This is a genomic window from Streptomyces sp. NPDC005648, assembly GCF_040605395.1.
GTDB lineage: Bacteria > Actinomycetota > Actinomycetes > Streptomycetales > Streptomycetaceae > Streptomyces.
Genome location: NZ_JBEXCS010000059.1, coordinates 1 through 23,756, shown reverse-complemented (window position 1 = coordinate 23,756; position 23,756 = coordinate 1). Strand labels below are relative to the sequence as shown.

The following is a 23,756-nucleotide window of genomic DNA, read 5'->3' as shown; positions in this document are numbered from 1 at the left end:
CGTCGGCCGGGCAGGCGCCGGACTCAGTTCGGCGCCCCCGGCGGCACCCTCGGCAGCGGGTCGAGCCGGACCGATCCGGGGTCGGCAAGGAAGCCGCTGATCAGGTCCGCCGCCTCCCGCTGTCCGTCGTGGTCGCCCTGCCTCAGTTCGCCGGCGAACCGGCGCAGGGCGCTGCGCAGGGCCGTACGGACGGCGGCGTGCAGGGTGTCGTCCGTCAAGACGGTCAGCAGATGGTTCAGCAGCGTCCAGGCGGCCGTGTACTGAACCGCCACACCGCCCGGCAGACCGGCCGGAACGGGGTCGGTGCGCCGCCAGGTCGTGGTCAGCAGGGTGTCGACGAGCTCGGTGACGCCGGGCGCGCCGGGGTCGACGGCGTGCTGCCAGGCCATGCGGTTGAGACGGGCCGGCTCCAGGAGCTGTTCGGTCACCAGCGTGACGGCGACCCGGACCGCGTCGAAGGGGTCGAAGAGCCGCCCGGCGCCCGTGTCGAGGTACTGGTCGGTGCGGGTGTACCGGATCGCGGGCGGGGTGAGCGCGCCCAGCACGGCTTCCGGAAGGGCGAGGTGCTCGGCGCGCAGGAGCTGGGCCAGTCGGCTCAGGGCGTCGCGCTGCGCGACCGGGTCGACGGGCTGGGCGCCTCGGCCCTCGTCGCCCGCGAGTCCGTAGGCGTAGCGGACCCCGCCGACCAGCCGGGCCACGGCGGTCACCTCGTGGCGGTGCAGGAGGTGCAGCAGCGCGAGCCGCTCCTCCAGTTCCCCGGTCTGCCGCTCGGGCGCGAGGACGGCGCGCGAGAACCCGGCAAGAGCGATGCGCCGGGCTTCCAGCATCGTCTCCAGCGCCTGCCGCGCGTCCCCGCCCGTCACCCAGGTCACGGCGTCCGCGTGGGCCGCGTGCGAACCCTGGGCGTCCTCGTCGGAGACGAAGTGCAGGCCCGCCCCGGCCGCCTCGGCCCGCAGCTGGGCGAGTGCGGCGTCCTCGTCGGCGAACCGCCCGTACGCGTGGGCGACGAGGAAGTGGTCCCAGGGGCCGAGGCCCGTGCTGTACGCGGCGGAGAGGTCGATGGCGCCCTCGTCGGTGATCCGGACGCGGGCGTGCGGGTAGTCCATGACGGACGGCTTGGCGTGGGTCGTACTGGCGAAGTTGTGCATGAAGCCGAGCGCGTGGCCGATCTCGTGGGCGGCCAGGTGGCGCAGCCGGGCGAGGACCAGCTCCTCGACGGCGGCGAGCCGTTCGGCCTCGTCGGGACGGCCGTAGGGGGCGAGCAGGGCCTCGCCGAGGGCGCGGACCTGCTCGACGCGCTGGGAGCCCAGGCGGACCCGGGCGTGCAGGATCTCGCCGGTGCGCGGGTCGCTCAGTCCCTGCCCGAGCGACCAGCCGCGGCCCGCGCGATGCACCCACACCACCCCGTTGACACCCACCTCGTACGGGTCGAAGGCGTCGCCCCCGGCCTCGACCCGGTAGGCGTCCGGCAACCCGATCAGCGCGAAGGCCTCCTGCCACCAGTTGCCGCCCTCGATCACCGCAGAGCGGAAGGGTTCCGGGATCGCCGGGTCGACCTGGAACACGATCGGCGTGCCGTCCGGGCCGACGCGGAAGCGGGGCTGCACCTTCACCTGCGTGTCACGCACGCCGACCTGGCCGTGGTCGGCGTAACCGACGCCGTATCCACCGGAGTTGGGGTGGAAACGGCGCGCGGGCATCGGGTCGGCGGGCAGCCGGACCAGGTTGAGCTGCTGGACGAGGGTGAGGGCGCGCGGGTCCGCGGCGACCGCGCGAACCGCCGCGCCCCGGCCGGGTCCGCCGAAGGTGAGCAGCGCGGGCAGCCGGGTGGCGGCGGGGCCGGTGCGGCTGTCGGCGACCAGCGGCAGACTGCGGGAGGCGTCGACCGCGTACTCCCCCTGCCCCTTCTCGTGCAGATGCTCGGCTACCCGGTCGTGGTCGGCCAGCACGAGCCCGGTGGCGTCCACGACCACGGCGCCGTTCTCCTCGCGCAGCACCGGCCCGCTCCACACCACGGAGAGCGGGAAGGACTCCGCACCCGCGCGTACGGCGGCCGGCTCGCCGGTGCTGCGGAAGTGCTTGTTCCGTACGACGAACAGGACCCGGTCGCCGACCCGCCGGAACTCCGCGAGCCGCGCCTTGCCCGCCCTGCCCCGGTCCAGCCACAGCTCGCTGGAACCCAGGCCCTGGGAGAGGGAGACGGTCAGCAGGAAGGGCTCGTCGAAGGACCGGATCCCCAACAGAAGCCGGTCGCCGGGGAGTTCCGGGTCGCTGACGAGGTCGATGAAGTCGGCGGGCATACAGGACCTTTCGGGAGAGCGTGCTCGGTCATGATCCTCTCGTGGGCGCGGTACGGCCACCACGCCGGACGCACCCCCTTCCCGGGCCCCGCTTGATCGTTGTTACGGTGCACCGGTGTCTGACTCCTCACGCGATACCGCCCAAGGCGCCGGCTGGGGCTCCGCGGAACCCGGCGAGTACGGGCGGCTGATGCCCGCCAAGGTCGAGAAGCTCTCCTGGCTGAATCCGAAGACCCTGTGGGCGGCCCGCAACGGCGTGCTCTCCTCCTGGTTCGGGGACCCGACCGGCCTGACCCGCGGCCGTTGGGTGGCCCAGCGGGAGGCGCTCGGAGCTCCGGCCGACAAAGTGATCCGGCGTGACGATCCGGACAGCTTCTCCTTCATGGTGATCGGCGACACGGGCGAGGGCGACGACTCCCAGTACGCCGTCGTACCAGGCTTTCTGAAGGTGGGTCAGGGAACCGACTTCGCCGTCGTGACCAGTGACGTCATCTATCCGGTGGGCAGCGCTGACGACTACGGCACGAAGTTCTTCCGGCCCTACCAGGACTACCCGGCGCCGATCTACGCGATACCGGGCAACCACGACTGGTACGAGGACCTCGGCGCGTTCATGCGCGTCTTCTGCGGGGACGCCCCGCCGCTGCCGCCCGAGCCGAGGCCGCGTCCGTTCACCCGGGCCTGGTGGAGGTCGCTCCTGTGGCACCGGCCTCGCCCGACGGATGGTCAGCACCTGGACGAGGTACGCGAGTTGAGGTCGGCACCGGGTCAACAGGCCGTCCAGCCGGGGCCGTACTGGGCGATCGACGCGGGACCGCTGCGTCTCATCGGCATCGACACCGGCCTCCTCGGCACCATCGACGCGCGGCAGGGCGCCTGGCTGCGCGAGGTGTCCAAGGGGCCCCGCCCGAAGATCCTGCTCACCGGCTCGCCCCTGTACGTGGACGGCGAACACCACCCCTGCACCATCGAAGGGGACGGCGGCACCGTCGACGAGATAGTCCGCGACCCCGAGCACCACTACGTCGCGTCGATAGGCGGCGACATCCACAACTACCAGCGGTATCCGGTCCAGGTGGACGGCCGTACGATCCAGTACGTCGTCTCGGGCGGCGGCGGGGCGTTCATGCACGCCACGCACACCATCCCGCGCGTCGGCATCGCGAACGTCACCGAGAAGGACTTCCGCTGCTATCCGCTGCGCGGTGACTCCCTCGCCTTCTACAGCCGCCTCTACGGCCGCAGGCTGCACCTGCCCCGCTTCTTCACCCTGACCGAGACCGAGGCCACGGCGGTCGTCGCCGAACGCCTGGGCATCCCGCCGACCCGCACCCCCGGCGGTCCGGTCCGTGTGAGCCGCCGGGTCCGGCTGGTCGCCAGTCTGCTCGGCGCCGGTGGGCGCCCCGACCGCACCTCCCGCTTCCGCCTCCCGGTCCGCAAGATCTACACGCAGCTGTTCTCGCCGGGCTCGGCCACCTACAGTCCGCCGTTCTTCAAGCAGTTCCTGCGTCTGGACGTCACCCCGGAGGCGGTCAGGCTGCGCTGTTTCGCGGCCACCGGCAACCGGGCCCAGGAGATCGAGCCGCCGGTCGAGGACGAGGTGACGATTCCGCTGGTCTGAGATGACCCGATCTTGACCTGCGCGAGGGGAACAGTTCCCCTGGCGGCCGGGTTGGCACTGCCGTACTACTTGATACGTCAAACAACCACGGAGGAGCCCGTGCCGCCCACCTCACGCCCCCTGCGCAAGCTCGGCTTCCTGACTATCGGCCTGTTCGACGAGTCGGACCCGCGGCGCGGCCACGAGTCCACGCTGGAGATCATCGAACTGGGTGAGCGGCTCGGCTTCGACAGCGCATGGCTGCGCCACCGGCATCTGCAGTACGGCATCTCGTCCCCGGTGGCGGTCATGGCGGCCGCCTCGCAGCGCACCAGCCGTATCGAGCTCGGTACGGCCGTCATCCCGCTGGGCTGGGAGAACCCGCTGCGGCTGGCCGAGGATCTGGCGACGGTCGACGTGCTGTCGGGGGGCCGGATCAATCCGGGGGTGAGTGTCGGCCCGCCGATGCACTTCGACCAGGTCAAGGAGGCGCTGTACCCGGACACGGCGGACGCGGAGGACTTCTCGTACGAGCGGGTGCGGCGGCTGCTGGACTTCGTGCGGGGCAAGAGCGCGACCGACTTCAGCGGCGTCGAGGGTTTCGAGGTGTTCTCGGACCGGGTGCAGCCGCATTCCCCCGGGTTGGGCCGGCGTATGTGGTACGGCGGCGGGAGCCTGAGCTCGGCCCGCTGGGCGGGCGAGCACGGGATGAACTTCCTGACCAGCAGCGTCGTCAAGGCGGAGGGCGCGGACGGGGCGGCGTCCGACTTCGCGCAGATCCAGCTCTCGCACATCCGCGCCTTCCGCGAGCGGCACCCCGACGGCGAGGGGGCCCGGGTCTCGCAGGGCCTGGTCGTCATCCCCACCGACTCGGCCTCGCCGGAGCAGCGCGCGCGGTACGAGGCGTTCGTGGCCAAGCGGACACCTCGTACGACGTCTCCCCAGGGCCCGGCGCGGCTGCTGTTCGCGCCGGACATCGTGGGCACCTCGGACGAGATCGCCGAACGGCTGCACGCGCACGCCGCGTTCCGTGAGGTGGACGAGGTGGCGTTCGCGCTGCCGTTCACCTTCGAGCACGAGGACTATGTGCAGATCCTGACGGACATGGCCACGAAGCTCGGCCCGGCGCTGGGCCGGCAGCCGTCCGTCTGAGGGTCACCAGCGCCCGGGGCCGGTCCCGGTGACCGGCTCCGACGGCTTGCCGTCCACCCCCACGGGCACGTCCCCCGCGAGCATGACCCGGTGCATGATCCGGGGGAAGCCCAGGTGGGCGTTGTCGCCGGGGGCGAGATGGATGGTGGCCCGGTTGTCCCAGAAGGCGACGCTGCCGGGCTCCCAGCGGAAGCGGACCGTGTACTCGGGCCGCACGGCCTGCTCCAGCAGCATGTCGATCAGGGCCCGGCTCTCCGGCCGGGACACGTCGACGATCTGCTCCAGGTAGTAGCCGTTGACGAACAGCACCCGCTCCCCCGTCTCGGGGTGCACCCGCACCAGGGGGTGCACGGAGGCGACCTGGCGGTCCAGCAGGTGCCGCAGGTACGCGTCGTCGCCCGGCCTCGGCTGGTAGCCCACGCCGAGCCGGTGCTCGGCGCGCAGTCCGTCGACGAACTCCCGCACCGGGGCGGAGAGTCCGGCGTACGCGGCGGCCAGGTTGGACCAGGTGGTGTCGCCGCCGTAGGGCGGTACGGTCTCGGCGCGCAGGATCGTCGCGGCCGGCGGGTCGACGCGGGCGCCGTGGTCGCAGTGCCAGCCGCGCAGCAGGGTGTGGCGGCGGCGCTGCAGCCACTCGTCGTGCTCCATGCCGAACCTCCCGCCCAGCTCCAGCCGGTCCGCGGTGGTCTCCACCTCGGGGAAGTCCGGCGGTGAGGCGCTTCCGCGCCCACGGGGCACGACGGGCTCCCCGAACCGGCGCGCGAACGCCACATGGCCGGTGTGGTCGAGCCGCTGCCCGCGGAAGAACACCACCTTCCAGCGCAGCAGCGCCGCCCGGATCACGGCGACCACGGTGTCGTCGAGGTCGCCGGCCAGATCGACACCGGTGATCTCGGCCCCGATGTGCCCGGCGACCGGCCGCACCGCGACGCCCGAGACCTCGTCGGCCGCCGTGTCCCACTCCGTCGTCATACACACTCCGTCACTCGCGCACACCGGCTCCGGCCTCCCCATGGGCCGTCGGGAGCCGCTTCCAGACAGATCGTGACAGTGTTCGCGGGACGTGGCGACAGGGCCTCGTCCCCGCCGGCCCGGTTGATCGGGTCCGCCTGTGTCGGTGACGCTGGAGGGGACGCACAACCGAGGGAAAGGTCCCACCGTGGTCAGCATCCCCACGCACACGCTCAACGACGGCACGCGGCTCCCCGCCATCGGTCTGGGCACCTGGCCGATGAGCGACGCGGAGGCGGAACGGGCCGTCGCCGAGGCCCTGGGCCAGGGCTACCGCCTGGTCGACACGGCCACCAACTACCGCAACGAGCACGGCGTCGGCCTCGGTGTCTCGCGCAGCGGAGTCCCCCGTGAGGAGGTCGTGGTCACGACGAAGCTCCCCGGCCGGCACCACGGCTACGAGGAGACCCTCGCCTCCTTCGAGGAGTCCCGGCGGCGGCTCGGTCTGGACTACGTCGACCTGTACCTCATCCACTGGCCGCTCCCCCGGGTCGACAAGTACGTCGACTCCTGGCGGGCCATGATCAAGCTCCGTGAGGACGGCCTGGTCCGCTCCATCGGCGTCTCCAACTTCACCCCCGGGCACATCGAGCGCCTGGAGAAGGAGACCGGTGTGCTGCCCTCCGTCAACCAGATCGAGCTGCACCCGCTGTTCCCGCAGGAGGAGCTGCGCGCCTTCCACAGCGCCAAGGGGATCGTCACCGAGAGCTGGAGCCCGCTCGGCCGCGGCACGGACCTGCTCAACGACCCGGTCCTCGTCCAGATCTCCGAGGCCTTCGGCGTCACACCCGGCCAGGTCGTCCTGCGCTGGCACACCCAGCTCGGCGCGGTCCCCGTCCCCAAGTCGTCCGACCCCGAGCGACAGCGCCACAACCTCGACGTGTACGGCTTCGAGCTGGGCCCCGAGCAGCTGCGCGCCGTCTCCGACCGAGCCCACCGGCGTCTCGGCGGCGACCCCGAGACCCACGAGGAGTTCTGAGCGGCCCGAGGACGCCAACTCGACGTCGTCCGGCGACGATTGGCGTGTTCCGGCCCCAACGAGCCTGCGGTGCGCTTATGTTCACGGCGGTACTCGATCTTCGTCCGTCGTCCCGGAAGGCCACTCACGCATGCGCCACACACTCCGTACCGCCGTCGTCGGCGCGATCGTCACCGGCACCGTCCTGACGTGCGGCACCGCCGGTGCCACGCCGCCGGGGCCGGGGGTGACCGGCAAGCTGATCAGCACGACCACCGTCGGGGACACCGACTACGTCCTGCGGCAGATCACCGTGCCGCCGGGCCAGAGCACCGGCTGGCACTACCACGACGGCCCGGTCTACGGCTTCGTCCAGCAGGGCACCCTGAGCCACTACCACTCCGACTGCGAGGAGGACGGCGTCTACCCGACGGGCACCACGGTCCACGAGCCGGGCGGCCCCGGCGACGTCCACCTCGGGCGCAACGAGGGCGACACCCCGCTGATCCTCGACGTGCTCTACGTCCTCCCGCACGGCAAGCCGTACTCGGAGGACGTGCCGAACCCCGGCTGCTCCTTCCAGTGATCACATCGGCGCCGGGGGCAGCGGCTGTTCGGCCCAGATCGTCTTGCCACGCGGCGTCTGGCGGCTGCCCCAGCGCTGGGTGAGCTGCGCGACCAGCAGCAGTCCGCGACCGCCCTCGTCGAAGGCGTGCGCCCGGCGCAGATGCGGTGAGGTGGAACTGCCGTCGGAGACCTCGCAGATGAGGGTGCGGTCGCGGATCAGCCGGAGCTGGACGGGCGGTGCGCCGTAGCGGATCGCGTTGGTGACCAGTTCGCTGACGACGAGTTCGGTGACGAACGCCGCCTCGTCCAGGCCCCAGGCCGTCAGCTGTTCGGTGGCGGCCTGGCGGGCGGCGGCGACCCGCTCGGGGTCCGGGGTGATGTCCCAGGTGGCGACCTGGTCCGCGCCGAGTGCCCGGGTACGGGCCAGCAGCAGGGCCACGTCGTCGCTGGGCTCCTCCGGCAGCACGGCCTTCAGGACCGCGTCGCAGAGGGTGTCGAGGGTCTCCGCGGGGGCGGCCAGACAGCGGCACAGCTCGCTGGTGGCGTGGTCGACGTCCCGGTCACGGTCCTCGATCAGCCCGTCGGTGTAGAGGGCGACGACCGCTCCCTCGGGCAGTTCCAGCTCGGTCGCCTCGAAGGGCAGGCCGCCGACGCCGAGCGGGGGTCCGGCCGCCATGGGGACGAGGTTCGCGCTGCCGTCGGGCAGCAGCAGGGCGGGCGCGGGATGGCCCGCGGCGGCCAGGGTGAGCCTGCGGGAGACGGGGTCGTAGACGGCGTAGAGGCAGGTGGCGCCGAGCTCGGCGACCTCGTCGTCGCGGTCGTCCGAGGCGAGGTGGGTGACCAGGTCGTCCAGGTGGGTGAGCAGCTCGTCCGGGGGCAGGTCCACGTCCGCCAGGGTCCGTACGGCCGTACAGAGGCGGCCCATGGTCGCGGACGAGGGGATGCCGTGGCCGACGACGTCGCCGACGACCAGGGCGACCCGGCTGCCGGAGAGCGGGATCACGTCGAACCAGTCGCCGCCGATGCCGGCCAGGGAGCCGGAGGGCAGATAGCGGTGGGCCACCTCGACCGCGGCCTGTCCGGGCAGGCCTCTGGGCAGCAGACTGTGCTGGAGCGCCAGGGCGGTGCTGCGTTCGCGGGCGAAGCGGCGGGCGTTGTCGATGCAGACGGCGGCCCGGCTGGCGAGTTCCTCTCCGAGGACGGCGTCGTCCTCGCCGTAGTCGTCCGGGTTGGCGATACGGACGCCGACGACGACGCCCAGTGTGGTGCCGCGGGCGCGCAGCGGTACGGCGAGCATCGAGTGGACGCCTCTGCGGTGCGGGCGGCCCGCCGGGGCCCGGGCGTTGCGTTCGGCGACCCAGCGCATGAAGTCCGGTTCGCCGGCCTGGCTGAGGACGGCACGCCCGCTGTGCAGGGCCTTCGCGGGTGGGGAGAACCCCGGATAGATGTCCACCCCGCCGATGTGCACGGCGGCCTCGGGCGTGCCCTCGGTGACGGATCCGTGGGCGACGCGGCGCAGGACGACGTCCTCCTCGGGCAGGCCGGGCTGTTCCTCCGCGCCGAGGACCCAGTCGAGGAGGTCGACGCTGGCGAAGTCTGCGTAGCGGGGCACCAGGAGTTCGACGAACTCCTCGGCGGTGCGGATCACGTCCAGGGTGGTGCCGATGGAGGCGGCGGCCTCGTTGAGCAGGGCCAGGCGTTCTCGGGCCCAGTACTGCTCGGTGCTGTCGAACGCGGCCAGGGCGACCGCGTTCACCTCGCCGGAGGAGTCCCGCAGGGGCCACATCTCGGTGGTCCAGGCCTGGTCGCGGTTCAGGGCGGGAGCGCCGGTGTAGCTCTCGTAGCGGGTCGGCCGGCCCGTTTCGATGACCTGCCGCAGATGGGCCAGGAAGCCTCGGCTGTGGACGGCGTCCTCCACGGTGTCCGAGAAGAAGCGCCCGAGGAGGGCCTCCTCCGGCACTCCCATCACCCGGCAGGCCATGTCGTTCAGGCGCAGATAGTGCTGACGGGTGTCGAAGACCGACATGGACATGGCCGCCTGCTGGAAGGCCCGTCCGGCGAGGTCCGACGCGGGATCGCCGGGCGGTTCGGCGGTGATCACATAGCCGCCGGGCGTGCCGTCCGCACCGGCCATGGCACATGCCGACAGCCGCAGCGAGACGGTCGAACCGTCACGATGACGCAGCGCGACGGTGCCGTGCAGCGCCGTCACGGCCTCCGGCGGCGGGTCCTCGGCCAGCAGCTCCCGCGCCGGCCGCCCCACCACATCCTCGGCCGAGTGGCCGGTCAGTTGCCGGGCACCCTCGCTCCAGCCCGTCACGATGCCCCGGGTGTCCACGATCGCCGCAGCGGAGGCCTGCTCCATATTCCACAGGATGGTGCTTTTGTCGTACTGGTTCAACCGAAACGGAGGACCGGTAGGGCCCTCCGTTTCGCGGTCGTCACTTCTGGCGGGCGGCGCGCAGGGCGTCCAGGGCCCGGTCGGCGTGGGTGTTCATGCGCAGTTCGCTGCGGACGATCTCCAGAATGGTGCGGTCCTGCGCTATCACGAAGGTGGCCCGCTTGGTCGGCGCCAGGTTGAAGCCGCGCTTCACACCGAACAGCTCGCGCACCGTGCCGTCGGCGTCGGACAGCAGGGGCATGCCGAGGCCGTGCTTGCCCGCGAACTCCTGCTGCCGCTCGACGCTGTCTCCGCTGACGCCCACGGGCCGCGCGCCGACGGCGGCGAACTCGGCGGCGAGGTCCCGGAAGTGACAGGCCTCCGCGGTGCAGCCGGCACTCAGGGCGGCCGGGTAGAAGAACAGCACGATCGGCCCGTCGGCCAGCAGCTCGGTCAGTGTGCGGGGCGTTCCGGTCTCGTCCCGCAGCTCGAAGTCGTCGACCTTGACCCCGACGTCCAGTCGTTCACTCATGCCCGTGCCTCCCCAGTCCTCGCCACACTGCGCGCCCACAGAACGAGCGGCAGTTGCAGCGGCAGTCGTCCGATGGCCACGGCCTTCTGCGGCACGGGCCTGTTCCGCCAGTCGACGGCCATCTTGACATTGGCGGGGAACACGCCGACGAAGAGGGCGGCCGCACCGAGCGCGGCGACCTTGCGGGTGCGTGGCACCGCGATCCCGGCCGCGAGCGCCAGCTCGACGACGCCGCTCGCGTACGTCCACGTCCTGGGGGCGCCCGGCAGGGCACGCGGGACGATCTCGTCGAACTGGCGAGGCGAGGCGAAATGGGCGACGCCCGCGGTGGCCAACAGGCCGGCGAGCAGCAGGGGCGAGCGGTCGGACCGCGACACGGTTCCTCCTCCGGTGACCTGCCGGGATGTTACCGGTAGGTAGAAGAAGGTCATCAGCCGGATGGCCCAGCGGCCCCCGGCCGGGTCAGGCGGTGCCCGCAGGCGCGACGGCCTGCTGCTCACCCTCCTCGTCGATGGAGTAGGTGAGGAAGTCGTCGACCATCCGGTGGAAGAGCGTGGCGAGCTGCCGCAGTTCCTGAGGCGTCCAGTCCGACAGGGCGAGCTGCATACCGCGGGCGCCCGCGTCCCGGACCCGGCGGATGGCCTGCCGGCCCGCCTCCGTCAGCTCGATGCGCTGGGCCCGGCGGTCGTCGGGGTCGGGGACCCGGGTGACGTAACCGGACTTCTGCAGCTGCTGCACGGTGCGGGTGACATGGGACGCCTCCACCCCCAGCCGGGCCGCCAGCTCCCCCGGTCGCAGCGGCTCCGAGTCGGCGACCTGCCGCAGCAACGCCACGGCGGCGCGGTCCAGCGGCACACCGGCCAGCGCCATCAGCCGGTCGTGCTGGCGGGCGCGGGTACTCAGATAGGTGATACGGGTGAGCGCGCGCTCGATCTCGATCACTTCGTCCGACGCGGGGATGTCGGGGAGTTCGGCGGGGAGCGGTGGTGTGGACATGCGTCCACTTTACCATATTGTTGCGTAACTCAAGTAATCTACTGCGGACGTTTCCTCCCCGTACTACGTTCGTACGACATCGCTCACCGCCTCCTCCCAGGCCGTGCCGGTCATGATCGCCTGACGCCACCGCCGGATCGCCCTGGGCGGCATCCCGATCGCCAGGGCACCCGACACCCGGTCACCGGTGCGGTAGGCGGCGACGAACCGCCGCTCGGCCAAGTCCCCCTCCACCACGGCGACTTCGTCGTGGCCGCGCAGATGACCGTAGGCCCGGATCCTCATGTCGTACTGGTCGGACCAGAAGTACGGCACCGGCGCGAACGGCGTGCGCGCCCCGGGGTCGATCAGGTTGCGGGCCGCGGCCATGCCCTGTTCGGCGGCGTTGGTGCGGTGCTCGATCCGCATCGAGGTGCCGAAGAGGGGGTTGTGCCAGCGGGCGACGTCACCGGCCGCGTAGACGTTCCGGGCGGCCTCGCAGTACTGGTCGCAGACGACCCCGTCGCCCAGCGTCAGCCCGCTTCCCTCCAGCCACTCGGTGTTCGGCAGCGAGCCGACGGCGACCAGGACCTCGTCGGCCTCGATCTCCCCGCCGTCCGTGAGCCGCACCCCGTCCTCGGCCACTCCGACGCCGCAGCGCAGGTCCACGTGGCACCGGAGCGGGTTCGAGGAGGGTGACCTGCGCGCCGAGCCGCCAGGCCACGGCGGCCGCCTCCGCGCCGAGGAACCCGGCGCCGACGACGACCAGCCGCAGCCCCGGCCCGAGCCGGTCCCGCAGCGTCAGCGCGTCGCCCAGGGTGCGCAGCACATGCGCACCCTCACCGGGCAGCCGACGCGGCCGTACCCCGGTGGCCACGATCAGTCCGTCGTACGGCACCTCGGAGCCGTCGGCCAACCGGACGGTGTGGTCGGCGAGTTGGAGGCCGGTCGCGGCGACACCGAGGCGCAGGTCGAGCCCGAGGGCCCCAGGTCGGCCGCCGGACGCAGGGCCAGCCGCTCGGGCTCCCACTCGCCGGACAGCAGCTGCTTGGAGAGCGGCGGGCGGTCGTAGGGGGCGAGCGGCTCGTCGCCCACGAGGGTGAGCGTGCCGGTGTGGCCCTCTCGGCGCAAGGTCTCGGCCGCCGCGAGTCCGGCGGCCGAGGCTCCGACGACGACGATCCGGTTCACCGCTCGACCAGTCGGATGGCGGCGGCCGGGCAGACCGCGACGGCTTCCCGGACGCCGTCGAGGAGTTCGGGCCCGGGCTCCTCCTCCAGCAGGATCGCGGTGCCGTCGTCGTCCTGGTCGAAGACGGCCATCGCGGCGAGTACGCACTGCCCCGAGGCGACGCACCTGTCGGCCTCCAGCTCCACCTTCATGTCGATCTCCTTCACACACGCGGTTGTTGTCGCCTCATGGGACGAGCACCTCACCGGGCGACGGGGAGTTCGTGCACTCCATAGATGAACGTGTCGCGCTTGAACCTCACTTCATCGAGGTCGCAGGCGGGCTTGAGGGGCGGGACGCGCCGGTGGAGGGTCCGACCTCTCGGCAGCCCGTAACTCCGCGACGCAGACGCACAGTTGGCGCTCTGCCCCCGTCACGTCCCGGCGTCCAGCCCTCCCAGCCAGTAGCCGAAGCCTCTGCGGGTGTGGATCAGCGCCGGCGCGTCGCGGTCCACCTTGCGGCGCAGCCGGGAGACGAGCTGCTCGATCGCGTTGTCACCGCGGAAGTCGCCCCAGACACAGCGGCCGATCTGCTCCTTGGAGAGCACGCGGGGGGCGTTGACGAGCAGGTGGCGCAGCAGCCGGTACTCGGCGGGCGTGAGGTCGAGCGTCCGGGCGTCGCGGCGCGCCTGGCAGCGGGCGTCGTCCAGCACCAGGTCACCGTAGGCGAGCGCGCCGTTCCGGCGGGCGCCGCCATGGGCTCCACGCAGCAACACCTGCATCCTGGCGAGGACTTCGGCCACCCGGAACGGCTTGGTGACGTAGTCCTTCCGCCCCAGGCCGAGTTCGGGCGGCAGCCGGTCCAGGGAATCGTAGACAGTGAGGAAGAGCACCGGGGGCCGATTCGCGGCCGGGGGGCGACACGCCCCGGCCAGGCTCACCAGGTCGGGCAGCGTGGCGTCCAGTACGACGAGGTCGTAGCGGTGCTCGTCGGCTCGCGCCAGGGCCTCGGCCCCGCTGCCGGCCAGGCTGATCCGATAGCCGGCCAACTCCAGGGTGGTGGAGAGCAGTTCGGCGAGTTCCGGCTCGCCCGCGACCACCAGGACATGCTGCCCGGCCCCCCGCGCGAGGACCGGCCTCGCGACGGTGGCGCCGTGCGGCGACGAGGGAGGCATGTCACTCACCCTACCGTTCTGCTTGCCTGACTCAAGTAAATTCATCTCTTGCTTGACTCAAGTAATCTAACTATGCTTGCCTGACGCAAGCAACCCCTTCGTCCGGACGGGAGCCACGAACCCGTCCGGGAACAGGGGCCGCCTTGAGCGGAGGCCGCCCCGACGCGCCGTGCCCCGCCCCGGAACGGGGTGCGACGCGGTCCGGGCGCGGCGCCGGCCATCCCCCGGCCGGCGCCGCGCCCGAGGACGCCCCTTTCTCCCGCTCCCTGCTCGGTTGTCCCGCCGCCCACTCCCCCGGCCGAGCGCCGTCCGGCACCGACCGTGTCCGGACGCGCCCGACCTCCGAGACGGAAGGCACGACACACCGATGAAGACCTCTGTACGCGCCGTTCTTGCCGGGGCGCTGGCCTTCGGGGCGCTGGGCGCCGCCGTCGGCATCGCCCACCACGACGGCTCCGACCAGGACCCGCCCAAGGGTCCGTACGTCGCCCTGGGCGACTCCTACACCGCGGGCCCGGAGATCCCGGACCAGAACGGCAGGCCGGCGGGGTGCGACCGCTCCGACCGCAACTACCCCTCACTGGTCGCCCGCGGCCTGAAGCTGAAGGCCGCCGACTTCCGTGACGTGAGCTGCAGCGGCGCCACCATCGGCGACCTGTTCTCCGCCCAGGGCACCGACGACGGAGCCAACGGGGCCCAGCTCTCGGCCCTGTCCGACAGGACCCGGCTGGTCACCCTGGGCATCGGCGGCAACGACATCGGCTTCGCCTCGACGGTGAAGCAGTGCGTGGGGCAGGGGGTCGTCCACTACGCGCTGGGCGGCGGCAAGTGGGCCGACGACGCCCCGTGCCGTGAGCGCTATGTCGCCGGGGGCACCGACGAGGTGCGGGAGAAGATCCGGGCGGCGGACGAGCGGCTCGCCCGGGCGCTGAACGAGGTCAGGCACAGGGCGCCCGAGGCGCGTGTGTACGTCGTCGGATACCCGGCGATCCTGCCCGCCGGCGGCTCCGGCTGCGGTCGGTCCATGGGCCTGGCGCCCGGCGACGTCGCCTATCTGCACGAGAAGGAGCAGCAGCTCAACACGATGCTGCGGACACGCGCCGAGGCCGCGGGGGCCGGCTATGTCGACACATACGCGCCTTCCGTGGGACGGGACGCCTGCTCCGCCCGGGACACCCGCTGGGTGGAACCGCTCGTACCCCTCGCCCCGGCCGCGTCGGTCCACCCCAACGAACGAGGCGAGCGGGGCATGGCCGAGGCGGTGCTGAAAACGATCGGAGCCGGAAACTGACCGCCTCAGGAGCGAGAGGCCAGCGGGGCCAGCCAGAGGCCGACGATCGCGTCGGCGAGGCCGGTTGCGGCGTCGTCCCAGTTGGGGCGGGGGGTGGGCCGGTTCTCGGCGAGGGCGCGTTCGCGTTCGGCGGGCATCTGCACGATCAGATGGCGCACCATCTCGCTGCGCTCGGCCCGGATCTCGGGAGGCAGATCGGGCAGGCAGGAGGTGAGCCCGTCGATGATCCGTCGCAGCGACGGGGAGGCGAGGGACTCCTCCACGAGGATCTCGTGGAGGACGGGGTCGGTCATGATCTGCGCGCAGAAGCGGGCGTACCAGGTGGGGCCGTCCAGTGTCCCCAGATGCTCCGGGACCGGCCGCACCAGGCAGTCCACCCAGTCCCGTACGTCCGTCGAGTCGCCGACCTCCGCCAGCAGCCGTGCGCGGATCCGCTCGATCGGCCCCGCGTGCTTGCGCACGATCGCCCGCACCAGGTCCGCCTTGGTGCCGAAGTGGTAGCCGACGGCGGTGTTGTTGCCCTGTCCGGCGGCCTCGCTGACCTGACGGTTGGAGACGGCGTTGACACCGCGCTCGGCGAACAGCCGCTCGGCCGCGGCCAGGATCAGCTCCCGGGTCGCGCTGACCTGCTCCGCCCGTACCGTCCTGCCGGTCATGCTCACCACCGCACCGGGACTTCACTCAGCCCTCCGACGGCCAGTCCCTCGAGCCGTCGCAGGTCCGCCGCCGGCGCGGCGAGTTCCAACGTCGGAAGCCTACGCAACAGCACGCGAAGGACGGTCTGCAGCTGGGCGCGGGCCAGCTCCTGGCCGAGACAGGAGCACTCTCCGGCGCCGAAGGCCAGATGCGGGTTGGGAGTGCGGTCCAGCCTCATCTCGTCGGGCGCGTCGAACACCCGCTCGTCCCGGTTGGCGGCAGCGGTGCTGCACAGCACGGTCGTGCCGGACGGCAGGACATGGCCGGCGAACCCGGTCTCCTCGTCCAGGTAGCGGGGCATGCCGATACCGGGGTCGGGGTCGAAGCGCAGGGCCTCCTCGATCGCGGGGCGCACCAGCGAGGGATCGGCGAGGAGCCGTTCCCAGCGGCGGCGGTCGGCGAGCAGCAGGGCCACGGTCTTGCCGATCACGTTCGTGGTGGTCTCGTGCCCGGCGACCAGCAGGGCCTGGCCGGTGAAGACCAGCTCGCGCTCGGACATGGGGTGGCCGTCGGGGTCCCACTCGACGACCAGGTCGCTGAGGAGGTCGGCGCTCGGGGTCTCGCGCTTGGCGTAGACATGGGCGGCCATGTAGTCGACGAAGTCGTCCTGGGCCTGCTCGATCTCGTCCTGCTGGTACCGGGTGAGGTTGAGCAGCACGTCGGACCAGTACCCGAACCGGTGATGGTCGGCGGCGGGCACACCGAGGAGGTCGCAGATCACCCACACGGGCAGCGGATGGGCCAGATGGGCCCGCAGGTCGGCGGGCTGCCCGTGGATCACCATGTCGTCGACGAGTTTCTCGGCCATGGCCTCGATGCCCGGCCGCAGGGTGGCCACCCGCTCGGCGGTGAACCACCTGCCCACCGCCCTCCGCCAGCGCCGGTGCGCCTCCCCGCGCGCGGGGAGGGCCTTCGCCATGTCGCTGCCGAACACCCCGCCCGAGTCGTCGTCCGCGATCCGGGCCGCGTCGGCGCGCAGCCGGTTGTTGAACCTGTTGTCGGAGAGAACCTGCCGGACGTCCTCGTGGCGGGTGAGCAGCGTGGCCTCGTCACCACTGGGCAGGGTCACGCGGGCGAACGGACAGCGGTCGCGCAGCTCCTCCCACTCGGCGGGCGGCTCCAGCGCCGTGGTGCCGTGCAACGGATACCTCAGGGGCTGTCGGTCCTCGCGCGGGTACATACGCCCTCCTCCGATCCGGGTGGTCGCTGCACGATCAGGCAAACCGAGCCCGTAAGGTAAGTCAAGCGCCTGACTTAACTCTGTTTCAGGTTTCGGTCCGCCCGCACCATCCGTCCGTCCCCACGATCCCCACGGAGGCTCCCTTCATGTCCGACGCTCTTCCGAGACCTGCCGACTCGGGCGATCCGGCCGCTTCGCGGTCCGGCGCCGTGGTGGCCGTGCTGGCCTTCGCCGGCATCGTCGTCTCCCTGATGCAGACGCTGGTCATCCCGATCGTCCCGGAGCTGCCCAAGCTGCTGGACGCTCCCGCGTCGGACACCGCCTGGGCCGTGACCGCCACACTGCTGGCGGCCGCGGTGGCGACCCCGGTGGTGGGGCGGCTCGGCGACATGTTCGGCAAGCGGCGCATGCTGCTGGTCAGTGTCGTGCTGCTGGTGACCGGCTCGGTCGTGTGCGCGCTGAGCGAGTCGCTGGTTCCGATGATCATCGGCCGTGCGGTGCAGGGCCTGGCGTCGGCGGTTGTGCCGCTGGGCATCAGCATCATGCGCGACGAGCTGCCGGTGGAGCGGCTGGCGGGGGCGACCGCGCTGATGAGCGCTTCGCTCGGGGTCGGCGGCGCGCTGGGGCTGCCGACGGCGGCGCTGATCGCGGACCACTTCGACTGGCATGTGCTGTTCTGGGCCTCCGCCGGCATGGGTGTGGTGGCGCTGGCGCTCGTCGTGCTGTTCGTGCCGGAGTCGAAGGTGCGGTCCGGTGGCCGCTTCGACCTGGTCGGCGGTGTCGGTATGGCCGTGGGCCTGGTCTCCCTGCTGCTCGCGGTCTCCAAGGGCGCGGACTGGGGCTGGACCAGCGGCACCACGCTGGGTCTGTTCGCCGCTGCGGTCGTGGTGCTCGTCGCCTGGGGCTTCTTCGAACTGCGCACCTCCGAGCCGCTGGTGGACCTGCGCACGACCGCCCGCCGTCAGGTGCTGGTGACCAACCTGGCCTCGATCGCGATCGGTTTCTCGATGTTCGCGATGTCCCTGGTCCTGCCCCAGCTGCTGCAGCTGCCCGCCCGGACCGGCTTCGGCCTGGGCAGGTCGCTGCTGACGGCCGGTCTGGTCATGGCGCCGTCCGGCCTGGTGATGATGGCGTTCGCGCCGGTGTCCGCCGCGGTCTCCAAGGCGAAGGGCCCGAAGGTCACGCTGATGATCGGCGCCCTGATCGTGGCCGGCGGTTACGGCATCAACATCGTGCTGATGTCCGAGGTCTGGCACCTTGTGCTGGTGTCCTGTGTGATCGGCGCCGGCATCGGCTTCACGTACGGCGCCATGCCGGCCCTCATCATGGGCGCGGTGGACCCCTCGGAGACCGCCGCCGCCAACAGCCTCAACACACTGATGCGTTCGATCGGTACATCGACGGCCAGCGCGATCGCCGGTGTGATCCTGTCGCAGATGACGATCAGCCTGGGCGGCGTCGCGCTGCCCTCGGAGAACGGTTTCAAGACCGTCATGGCCATCGGCGCGGGCGCCGCCCTGCTGGCCTTCGCCGTGGCGTCGTTCATCCCCCGCCGTCGGCCCGTCGTCACGGCCGCGCCGGCCACCGCGACCGCCGAACCGTCGGCCGACGCGTCCAAGGTGGGCTGAGCCTCCGGCCCTTGATGGCCATGGCCATGGTCGCCGGCCGACGATCCGGCGGCCATCAGGCCGGCTTCTTCCGGGTCCGCAGCAGACTCACACCCGCTCCGAGGGAGACGACCCCCATGCCGACGCAGGTGAGCACCCCCTGGGCGCCGTCCACGGTGAAGGGCGCCACCGCGGCGACGGCGAGGTTGAACAGGAACAGGAACCAGAGCACGGGCCGCGATGCCAGCAGGGTCCTCATCGGATTTTTCCTCTCGGGGTCAGGAGTTCGGGATCAGGCGTTCGGATCGGGAGTTCGTCCTGTGCCGACAACTCTTCCGATGTCGCTCCGCCCGTTCGATGGAGCGCGTGCCCGGATGCCTGGTGTAGCCCGCTCCACCACCGCCGAGGCCGTCGTGCTCCGGTATGACGCCGGGCCGGGTCCGTACTGCGTTCTCAGTAGCCCCGAATGTCGGCAGCCGCACGACGACGTGAGGGCCCTGCCCCGAGAGCCTGGGGAGGTACCCGAGTTCAGATGGGGAGACCTCCTTTTCATGGCCACTTTTCTGTGCCGGTTGGGTCAACTGGCCTTCCGTCGACGCCTGTTGAGCGTCCTGCTGTGGGTGGCGGTACTGGCCGGTGCCGGTGTCGCCGCGGCGCTGGCGCCGGCCGCCGACGACGGAGCCGAGTCCATGCCCGGCATCGAGTCGCAGAAGGCGTTCGACCTGCTGGAGCAGCGCTTCCCCGGGACCACCGCCAACGGCGCGAGCGCCCGTGTCGTGTTCGTCGCGCCGGACGGGCAGAAGGTGACCGCCGCCGCCCACCGGTCGGCGATCGAGAAGTTCGTGGGCGAGGCGGCCGACGGCTCGCAGGTGTCAAGCGCCGTCGACCCCTTCAAGGCCCGCGCGGTGAGCCGGGACGGATCCACCGCCTACTCGACGGTCTCCTTCGACCACAGGGCGGACGACCTCACCGACACCAGCAAGAGGCACCTCGAGAGGGCCATCGACGGGGCCCGGGACTCGGGCCTGACCGTGGAGGTCGGCGGTACGGCACTCGCCTCCAAGCCGGCGGCGGGCGGCACGGCCGAGGCGATCGGCATCGGGATCGCCGCCGTCGTCCTGCTGCTGACCTTCGGTTCGCTCGCCGCCGCCGGGCTGCCGCTGCTCACCGCGGTGGTGGGCGTCGGGATCGGCATGGCCTCGGTCCTCGCGCTGGCGAACACCTTCGGTCTGTCGTCCACGACCGGGACGCTGGCCACGATGCTGGGCCTCGCGGTGGGTATCGACTACGCGATGTTCGTCGTCTCCCGCTACCGCGAGGAGCGCGGCAAGGGGCACGCCCCGCAGGTCGCGGCGGGCCTCGCGGCGGGCACGGCGGGCTCAGCGGTCGTCTTCGCCGGGCTCACGGTGGTCATCGCGCTGGCCGGGCTGTCGGTGGTGGGCATCCCGATGCTGACCAAGATGGGCCTGGCCGCGGCGGGCGCGGTCGTGATCGCCGTACTGATCTCGCTGACCCTTGTCCCGGCGCTCCTCGGCTGGTGGCCGAACGCGGTCCTGGCACGCTCCGCCCGCCGCAAGGGCCGTATCGAGGAGGCGGGCGGGCGCAACGGGGGCAGCCGCTGGGCCGGCTTCGTGCTGCGCCGCCCGGCGGCCGTGCTGCTGCTGAGCGTGGTGGGACTGGGCACGCTCGCCGTGCCGGTGATGGATCTGCAGCTGGGCATGCCGGGCGACGAGGTGAAGTCGACGTCCACGACGGAGCGACGCGCCTACGACGCGCTCGCCAAGGGCTTCGGTCCCGGGTTCAACGGTCCGCTCACGATCGTCGTGGACGCCAAGGGGGCGAGTGACGCGAAGGGCGCGGTGACGGCGATCAGCGAGAAGATCGCCGCGGAGAAGGGCGTCGTCTCGGTCTCGCCGGCGCGTTTCAACCCGGCAGGGGACACGGCGGTGTTCGCCGCGACGCCGGCCACCGGGCCGAGCGACAGGAAGACCCAGGATCTCGTGGGCACCATCCGGGACCACCGGCCCGCCGTCGACGCGGGCACCGGGGCGACCTTCGAGGTCACGGGTACGACGGCGCTGAACATCGACATGTCCGAGAAGACACAGGCCGCCCTGATCCCGTACCTCGTCGTGGTGGTGGGTCTGGCGTTCGTCCTGCTGCTGGTCGTCTTCCGGTCCGTCCTGGTCCCGCTGAAGGCCGCCCTCGGCTTCCTCCTCTCCGTGCTCGCCGCGCTCGGCTCCGTCGTCGCGGTCTTCCAGTGGGGCTACGGCGCCGATCTGCTCGGAGTGGCGGAGACCGGTCCGATCATGAACCTGATGCCGATCTTCCTGGTGGGCATCGTGTTCGGCCTGGCCATGGACTACGAGGTGTTCCTCGTGGCCAGGATCCGGGAGGCCTACGTCCACGGAGACCCGCCCGGCCAGGCGGTCACCACCGGATTCCGGCACAGCGCCCGGGTGGTCGTGGCCGCGGCGCTGATCATGATCGCGGTGTTCGCGGGCTTCATAGGGGCCGGCGAGTCGATGATCAAGATGATCGGCTTCGGGCTGGCCGCGGCCGTGCTGCTGGACGCCTTCGTCGTCCGTATGGCGTTCGTGCCGGCGGTGCTCGCCCTTCTGGGCCGGGCCGCGTGGTGGTTGCCGGGGTGGCTGGACCGGCTGCTGCCGACGGTCGACGTGGAGGGCGAGGCACTGACCCGTGAGGCCCCGGGCGCGTCCGCGTCCGCCGTACGTGAGGCGGCCCGCCTCTGACCCCGTGCGCCGCCCCGGTGGGGGTCGCCCGTGTCGCATCGGACACGGGCGACCCTCACCCGTCGTTCCCGGGGGGCGTCGCGCACCATGACTCGAGAACCGGCACCGGAGAGGCGCGATGAGCATCCATCTGCAGCGGTACGCGGACGAACACATGCGCACCGTCGACATCATGACGGCCGCGGTCCTCTTCGCCGCCTTCCTCTTCGGCAGCGAGATCCAGGTGCCCGACGCACACCACTCGAACGCGGTGGGCCCCACCATCGCGCTGGCGGCCGTCTCCTGCGTGGCCCTGCTCTGGCAGCGCACCCACCCGCGCACGGTGACCGTGGTGACGACCCTGGGCGCCGCCGGTGCCGGAGCGCTCGGCCATCTGCTCACCCCGCTGATCCTGGCGCCGGTCATGCTGGCGCTGCTGCGGCTCGCGGTCGGCACCGACGCCATGACCACCAGGATCTTCTTCTTCGCCGCCCTCGCGCTGATCGTGACCACGACCTTCGCGATCGACCCCAATGACCACCCCTGGCCGCTGAAGACCCTCGGCCCCGCCTCCTGGCTGCTGCTGCCGGTCGCCACGGGCACCACCGTGCGGATGAAGGCCGCGTACCTGGAGGCCGTCCAGGCCCGCGCCGAGTACGCCGAGCACAGCCGTGAGGAGGAGGCCAGGCACCGGGTGGCCGAGGAGCGGATGCGGATCGCCCGCGAGCTGCACGACGTCGTCGCCCACCATCTGGCCCTGGCCAACGCCCAGGCGGGCACGGCCGCCCATCTGGCCCGCACCCATCCCGACCAGGTCCAGAAGATCCTCACCGAGCTGGCCGGTACGACGTCCTCGGCGCTGCGCGAGATGAAGGCCACCGTCGGTCTGCTGCGCCAGCCGGACACGCCCGAGGCACCTCTTGCCCCGAGCCCGGGTCTGGGGCAACTCGCCGAGCTGACGGACGCGTTCGGCTCCACGGGCCTGTGCGTGCGGGTCGTCACGGAGGGCACGCCCCGGTCGCTGTCGCCCGGGGTGGACCTGACGGCGTACCGCATCGTGCAGGAGGCGCTGACCAATGTCGCCAAGCACACCTCGGCCACAGCGGCGCATGTGCGGCTCGCCTACCGTGAGGACCAGCTGACGATCACCGTGACCGACTTCGGCACGTCCACCGGGCCGGCGGAGCCCGCTCCGGGCCACGGCTTCGGGCTGATCGGCATGCGCGAGCGGGCCCGGTCGGTCGGCGGGGCCCTCCAGGCCGGCCACCGGCTGGAGGGCGGCTTCGAAGTGACGACCCGGCTTCCCCTGTACCCCACCGCGCTGTGACGCGGGAGACGACCACCATGAGACGACGGGAACGGACCCCATGACCATCCGCGTGCTGCTCGCCGACGACCAGGCCCTGCTGCGGGCCACGTTCCGCATCCTGATCGACTCGTGCGACGACATGGAGGTGGTCGCCGAGGCGACCGACGGTGCCGAGGCGGTCGACCTGGCCCGTATCCACCGTCCCGATCTCGTCCTGATGGACATCCGGATGCCCGGCACCGACGGCCTCGCCGCCACGACGGTCATCTGCGCGGACCCGGCGCTGTCCGGCACACGTGTGCTGATCCTCACCACCTTCGAGATCGACGAGTACGTCGCCCAGGCGCTGCGGGCGGGCGCGAGCGGGTTCCTCGGCAAGGACGTGACCGCCGACGCCCTCCTGGACGGCATCCGGACGGTGGCGGCGGGCGACTCGCTGCTCTCCCCGCTCGCCACCCGGGTGCTCATCCAGCGGTTCCTGACCACTCCCGTACGCGGCACGCGGCTGCCGGGATCCGCCGACCTGTCCGGGCTGACCACCCGCGAGCGGGAGGTCATGTCCTGGGTCGCGGAGGGCCACTCCAACGAGGAGATCGCGGAGAAGCTCTACGTCAGCCCGCTGACCGTCCGTACGCATGTACACCGCGCCATGACCAAGCTGGGTGCCCGGGACCGCGCCCAACTCGTCGTCATCGCCTACCAGTCGGGCCTGGTGCAGGCTCCGCCGGCCGGGGAGGGCCAAGGGATGTCCGGCGACGCGGGCCGCCTGTGAGGCGCGGGACTCCCCGGCGGGCCGGGGGCGCGACGAGGCTCAGCCGGCGGACAGCTTGTCCAGCCACTGCTCCAGCAGGGCCGACTCGGCGGGGGTGAGGACCGGGGCCTGGGCGGCGCGCAGGCGGGCGGCGAGGGTGGCCGCCGCGACCGGGACGGCTGTGTCCTGACCGTCTCGGCCGTCCGGGCCGTCTCCGCCGTCCGAGCGGTCTCGGCCGCTACGGCTGTCCCGGTCGTCCGGTTCCTCGGCGGCGGGCCGGGTGAGGCTGGGGGAGATCGAAGGAGGGGCGCGGTGCGCGTACTCGGGGTGGACCCGGGACTGACCCGATGTGGTGTCGGCGTCGTCGAGGGCGT

Annotated in this window: 20 protein-coding genes and 2 pseudogenes; 9 read left to right on the top strand and 13 right to left on the bottom strand. The window is 72.0% G+C overall.

Annotated elements, in window-relative coordinates; genetic code table 11:
- Positions 1 to 23 precede the first annotated feature (23 nt).
- Complete coding sequence (locus ABZT17_RS29100; protein ID WP_356352934.1) at positions 24 to 2,300, bottom strand: zinc-dependent metalloprotease; 2,277 nt, start codon at positions 2,298 to 2,300, stop codon at positions 24 to 26.
- 115 nt (positions 2,301 to 2,415) lie between these two features.
- Here ABZT17_RS29100 and ABZT17_RS29095 point away from each other — a divergent pair, with 115 nt between their 5' ends.
- Positions 2,416 to 3,921, top strand: a complete 1,506-nt coding sequence (locus tag ABZT17_RS29095) for a metallophosphoesterase (protein ID WP_356352933.1) — start codon at positions 2,416 to 2,418, stop codon at positions 3,919 to 3,921.
- Positions 3,922 to 4,020: 99 nt separating this feature from the next.
- A complete protein-coding gene (locus ABZT17_RS29090; RefSeq protein WP_356352931.1) occupies positions 4,021 to 5,052 on the top strand; it encodes an LLM class flavin-dependent oxidoreductase in 1,032 nt (343 codons plus the stop codon).
- A gap of 3 nt (positions 5,053 to 5,055) precedes the next feature.
- On the opposite strand, the gene ABZT17_RS29085 is transcribed toward ABZT17_RS29090, so the two are convergent.
- Positions 5,056 to 6,024 carry a TauD/TfdA family dioxygenase gene (locus ABZT17_RS29085; protein ID WP_356352929.1) on the bottom strand — a complete coding sequence of 323 codons (969 nt, stop codon included), beginning with the start codon at positions 6,022 to 6,024 and terminating at the stop codon, positions 5,056 to 5,058.
- A 187-nt stretch (positions 6,025 to 6,211) separates the two neighbouring features.
- Between ABZT17_RS29085 and ABZT17_RS29080 the strand changes: the two genes are divergently transcribed.
- The gene (locus ABZT17_RS29080; protein ID WP_356352927.1) at positions 6,212 to 7,042 is read left to right on the top strand and encodes an aldo/keto reductase; all 831 of its coding nucleotides are present in this window, start codon (positions 6,212 to 6,214) and stop codon (positions 7,040 to 7,042) included.
- Between the two features lie 130 nt (positions 7,043 to 7,172).
- Positions 7,173 to 7,607: a cupin domain-containing protein gene (locus ABZT17_RS29075; protein ID WP_356352925.1), complete on the top strand. Its 435-nt coding sequence runs from the start codon at positions 7,173 to 7,175 to the stop codon at positions 7,605 to 7,607.
- Here the strand turns inward: ABZT17_RS29075 and ABZT17_RS29070 are convergent, their stop codons facing one another.
- The 7 genes and pseudogenes from ABZT17_RS29070 to ABZT17_RS29040 form a co-directional block, all read right to left on the bottom strand.
- Positions 7,608 to 9,965, bottom strand: coding sequence for a SpoIIE family protein phosphatase (locus tag ABZT17_RS29070; RefSeq protein ID WP_356352989.1), 2,358 nt, complete (start codon positions 9,963 to 9,965; stop codon positions 7,608 to 7,610).
- A 64-nt stretch (positions 9,966 to 10,029) separates the two neighbouring features.
- Complete coding sequence (locus ABZT17_RS29065) at positions 10,030 to 10,500, bottom strand: peroxiredoxin (RefSeq protein ID WP_356352923.1); 471 nt, start codon at positions 10,498 to 10,500, stop codon at positions 10,030 to 10,032.
- Positions 10,497 to 10,877 carry a MauE/DoxX family redox-associated membrane protein gene (locus ABZT17_RS29060; RefSeq protein ID WP_356352921.1) on the bottom strand — a complete coding sequence of 127 codons (381 nt, stop codon included), beginning with the start codon at positions 10,875 to 10,877 and terminating at the stop codon, positions 10,497 to 10,499. Before ABZT17_RS29060 ends, ABZT17_RS29065 begins: the two co-directional genes overlap by 4 nt.
- Before the next feature lie 85 nt (positions 10,878 to 10,962).
- Positions 10,963 to 11,496: a MarR family transcriptional regulator gene (locus tag ABZT17_RS29055; RefSeq protein ID WP_356352919.1), complete on the bottom strand. Its 534-nt coding sequence runs from the start codon at positions 11,494 to 11,496 to the stop codon at positions 10,963 to 10,965.
- A 63-nt stretch (positions 11,497 to 11,559) separates the two neighbouring features.
- A pseudogene (locus ABZT17_RS29050) lies at positions 11,560 to 12,663 on the bottom strand (FAD-dependent oxidoreductase).
- Complete coding sequence (locus tag ABZT17_RS29045; RefSeq protein ID WP_356352917.1) at positions 12,660 to 12,854, bottom strand: ferredoxin; 195 nt, start codon at positions 12,852 to 12,854, stop codon at positions 12,660 to 12,662. The pseudogene ABZT17_RS29050 and the gene ABZT17_RS29045 overlap by 4 nt, the downstream one beginning before the upstream one ends.
- 221 nt (positions 12,855 to 13,075) lie before the next feature.
- Positions 13,076 to 13,816: a response regulator transcription factor gene (locus ABZT17_RS29040; protein WP_356352915.1), complete on the bottom strand. Its 741-nt coding sequence runs from the start codon at positions 13,814 to 13,816 to the stop codon at positions 13,076 to 13,078.
- Between the two features lie 367 nt (positions 13,817 to 14,183).
- On the opposite strand from ABZT17_RS29040, the gene ABZT17_RS29035 reads away from it, so the two are divergent.
- Positions 14,184 to 15,107 (top strand): SGNH/GDSL hydrolase family protein, encoded by a 924-nt coding sequence (locus ABZT17_RS29035; RefSeq protein ID WP_356352913.1) that lies wholly within the window; start codon positions 14,184 to 14,186, stop codon positions 15,105 to 15,107.
- Positions 15,108 to 15,112: 5 nt separating this feature from the next.
- Here the strand turns inward: ABZT17_RS29035 and ABZT17_RS29030 are convergent, their stop codons facing one another.
- Both ABZT17_RS29030 and ABZT17_RS29025 read right to left on the bottom strand, forming a co-directional pair.
- Positions 15,113 to 15,763, bottom strand: a complete 651-nt coding sequence (locus ABZT17_RS29030; RefSeq protein WP_356352911.1) for a TetR family transcriptional regulator — start codon at positions 15,761 to 15,763, stop codon at positions 15,113 to 15,115.
- A gap of 2 nt (positions 15,764 to 15,765) precedes the next feature.
- Complete coding sequence (locus ABZT17_RS29025; RefSeq protein WP_356352909.1) at positions 15,766 to 16,983, bottom strand: cytochrome P450; 1,218 nt, start codon at positions 16,981 to 16,983, stop codon at positions 15,766 to 15,768.
- A 146-nt stretch (positions 16,984 to 17,129) separates the two neighbouring features.
- Between ABZT17_RS29025 and ABZT17_RS29020 the strand changes: the two genes are divergently transcribed.
- Positions 17,130 to 18,611 carry an MFS transporter gene (locus ABZT17_RS29020; protein ID WP_356352907.1) on the top strand — a complete coding sequence of 494 codons (1,482 nt, stop codon included), beginning with the start codon at positions 17,130 to 17,132 and terminating at the stop codon, positions 18,609 to 18,611.
- Positions 18,612 to 18,666: 55 nt separating this feature from the next.
- Here ABZT17_RS29020 and ABZT17_RS29015 read toward each other — a convergent pair whose 3' ends face one another.
- The gene (locus tag ABZT17_RS29015) at positions 18,667 to 18,849 is read right to left on the bottom strand and encodes a hypothetical protein (protein WP_356352905.1); all 183 of its coding nucleotides are present in this window, start codon (positions 18,847 to 18,849) and stop codon (positions 18,667 to 18,669) included.
- A gap of 292 nt (positions 18,850 to 19,141) precedes the next feature.
- Between ABZT17_RS29015 and ABZT17_RS29010 the strand changes: the two genes are divergently transcribed.
- The 3 genes from ABZT17_RS29010 (at position 19,142) to ABZT17_RS29000 (ending at position 23,403) form a co-directional block, all read left to right on the top strand.
- Positions 19,142 to 21,343, top strand: a complete 2,202-nt coding sequence (locus ABZT17_RS29010; RefSeq protein WP_356352904.1) for an MMPL family transporter — start codon at positions 19,142 to 19,144, stop codon at positions 21,341 to 21,343.
- 118 nt (positions 21,344 to 21,461) lie between these two features.
- Positions 21,462 to 22,649, top strand: a complete 1,188-nt coding sequence (locus ABZT17_RS29005) for a sensor histidine kinase (RefSeq protein ID WP_356352902.1) — start codon at positions 21,462 to 21,464, stop codon at positions 22,647 to 22,649.
- Between the two features lie 40 nt (positions 22,650 to 22,689).
- Entirely contained in the window at positions 22,690 to 23,403 is a 714-nt protein-coding gene (locus ABZT17_RS29000; RefSeq protein ID WP_356352900.1) for a response regulator transcription factor, read from the top strand.
- Between the two features lie 39 nt (positions 23,404 to 23,442).
- On the opposite strand, the pseudogene ABZT17_RS28995 reads toward ABZT17_RS29000, so the two are convergent.
- Positions 23,443 to 23,756, bottom strand: a pseudogene (locus ABZT17_RS28995) (hypothetical protein); the annotation flags it as partial.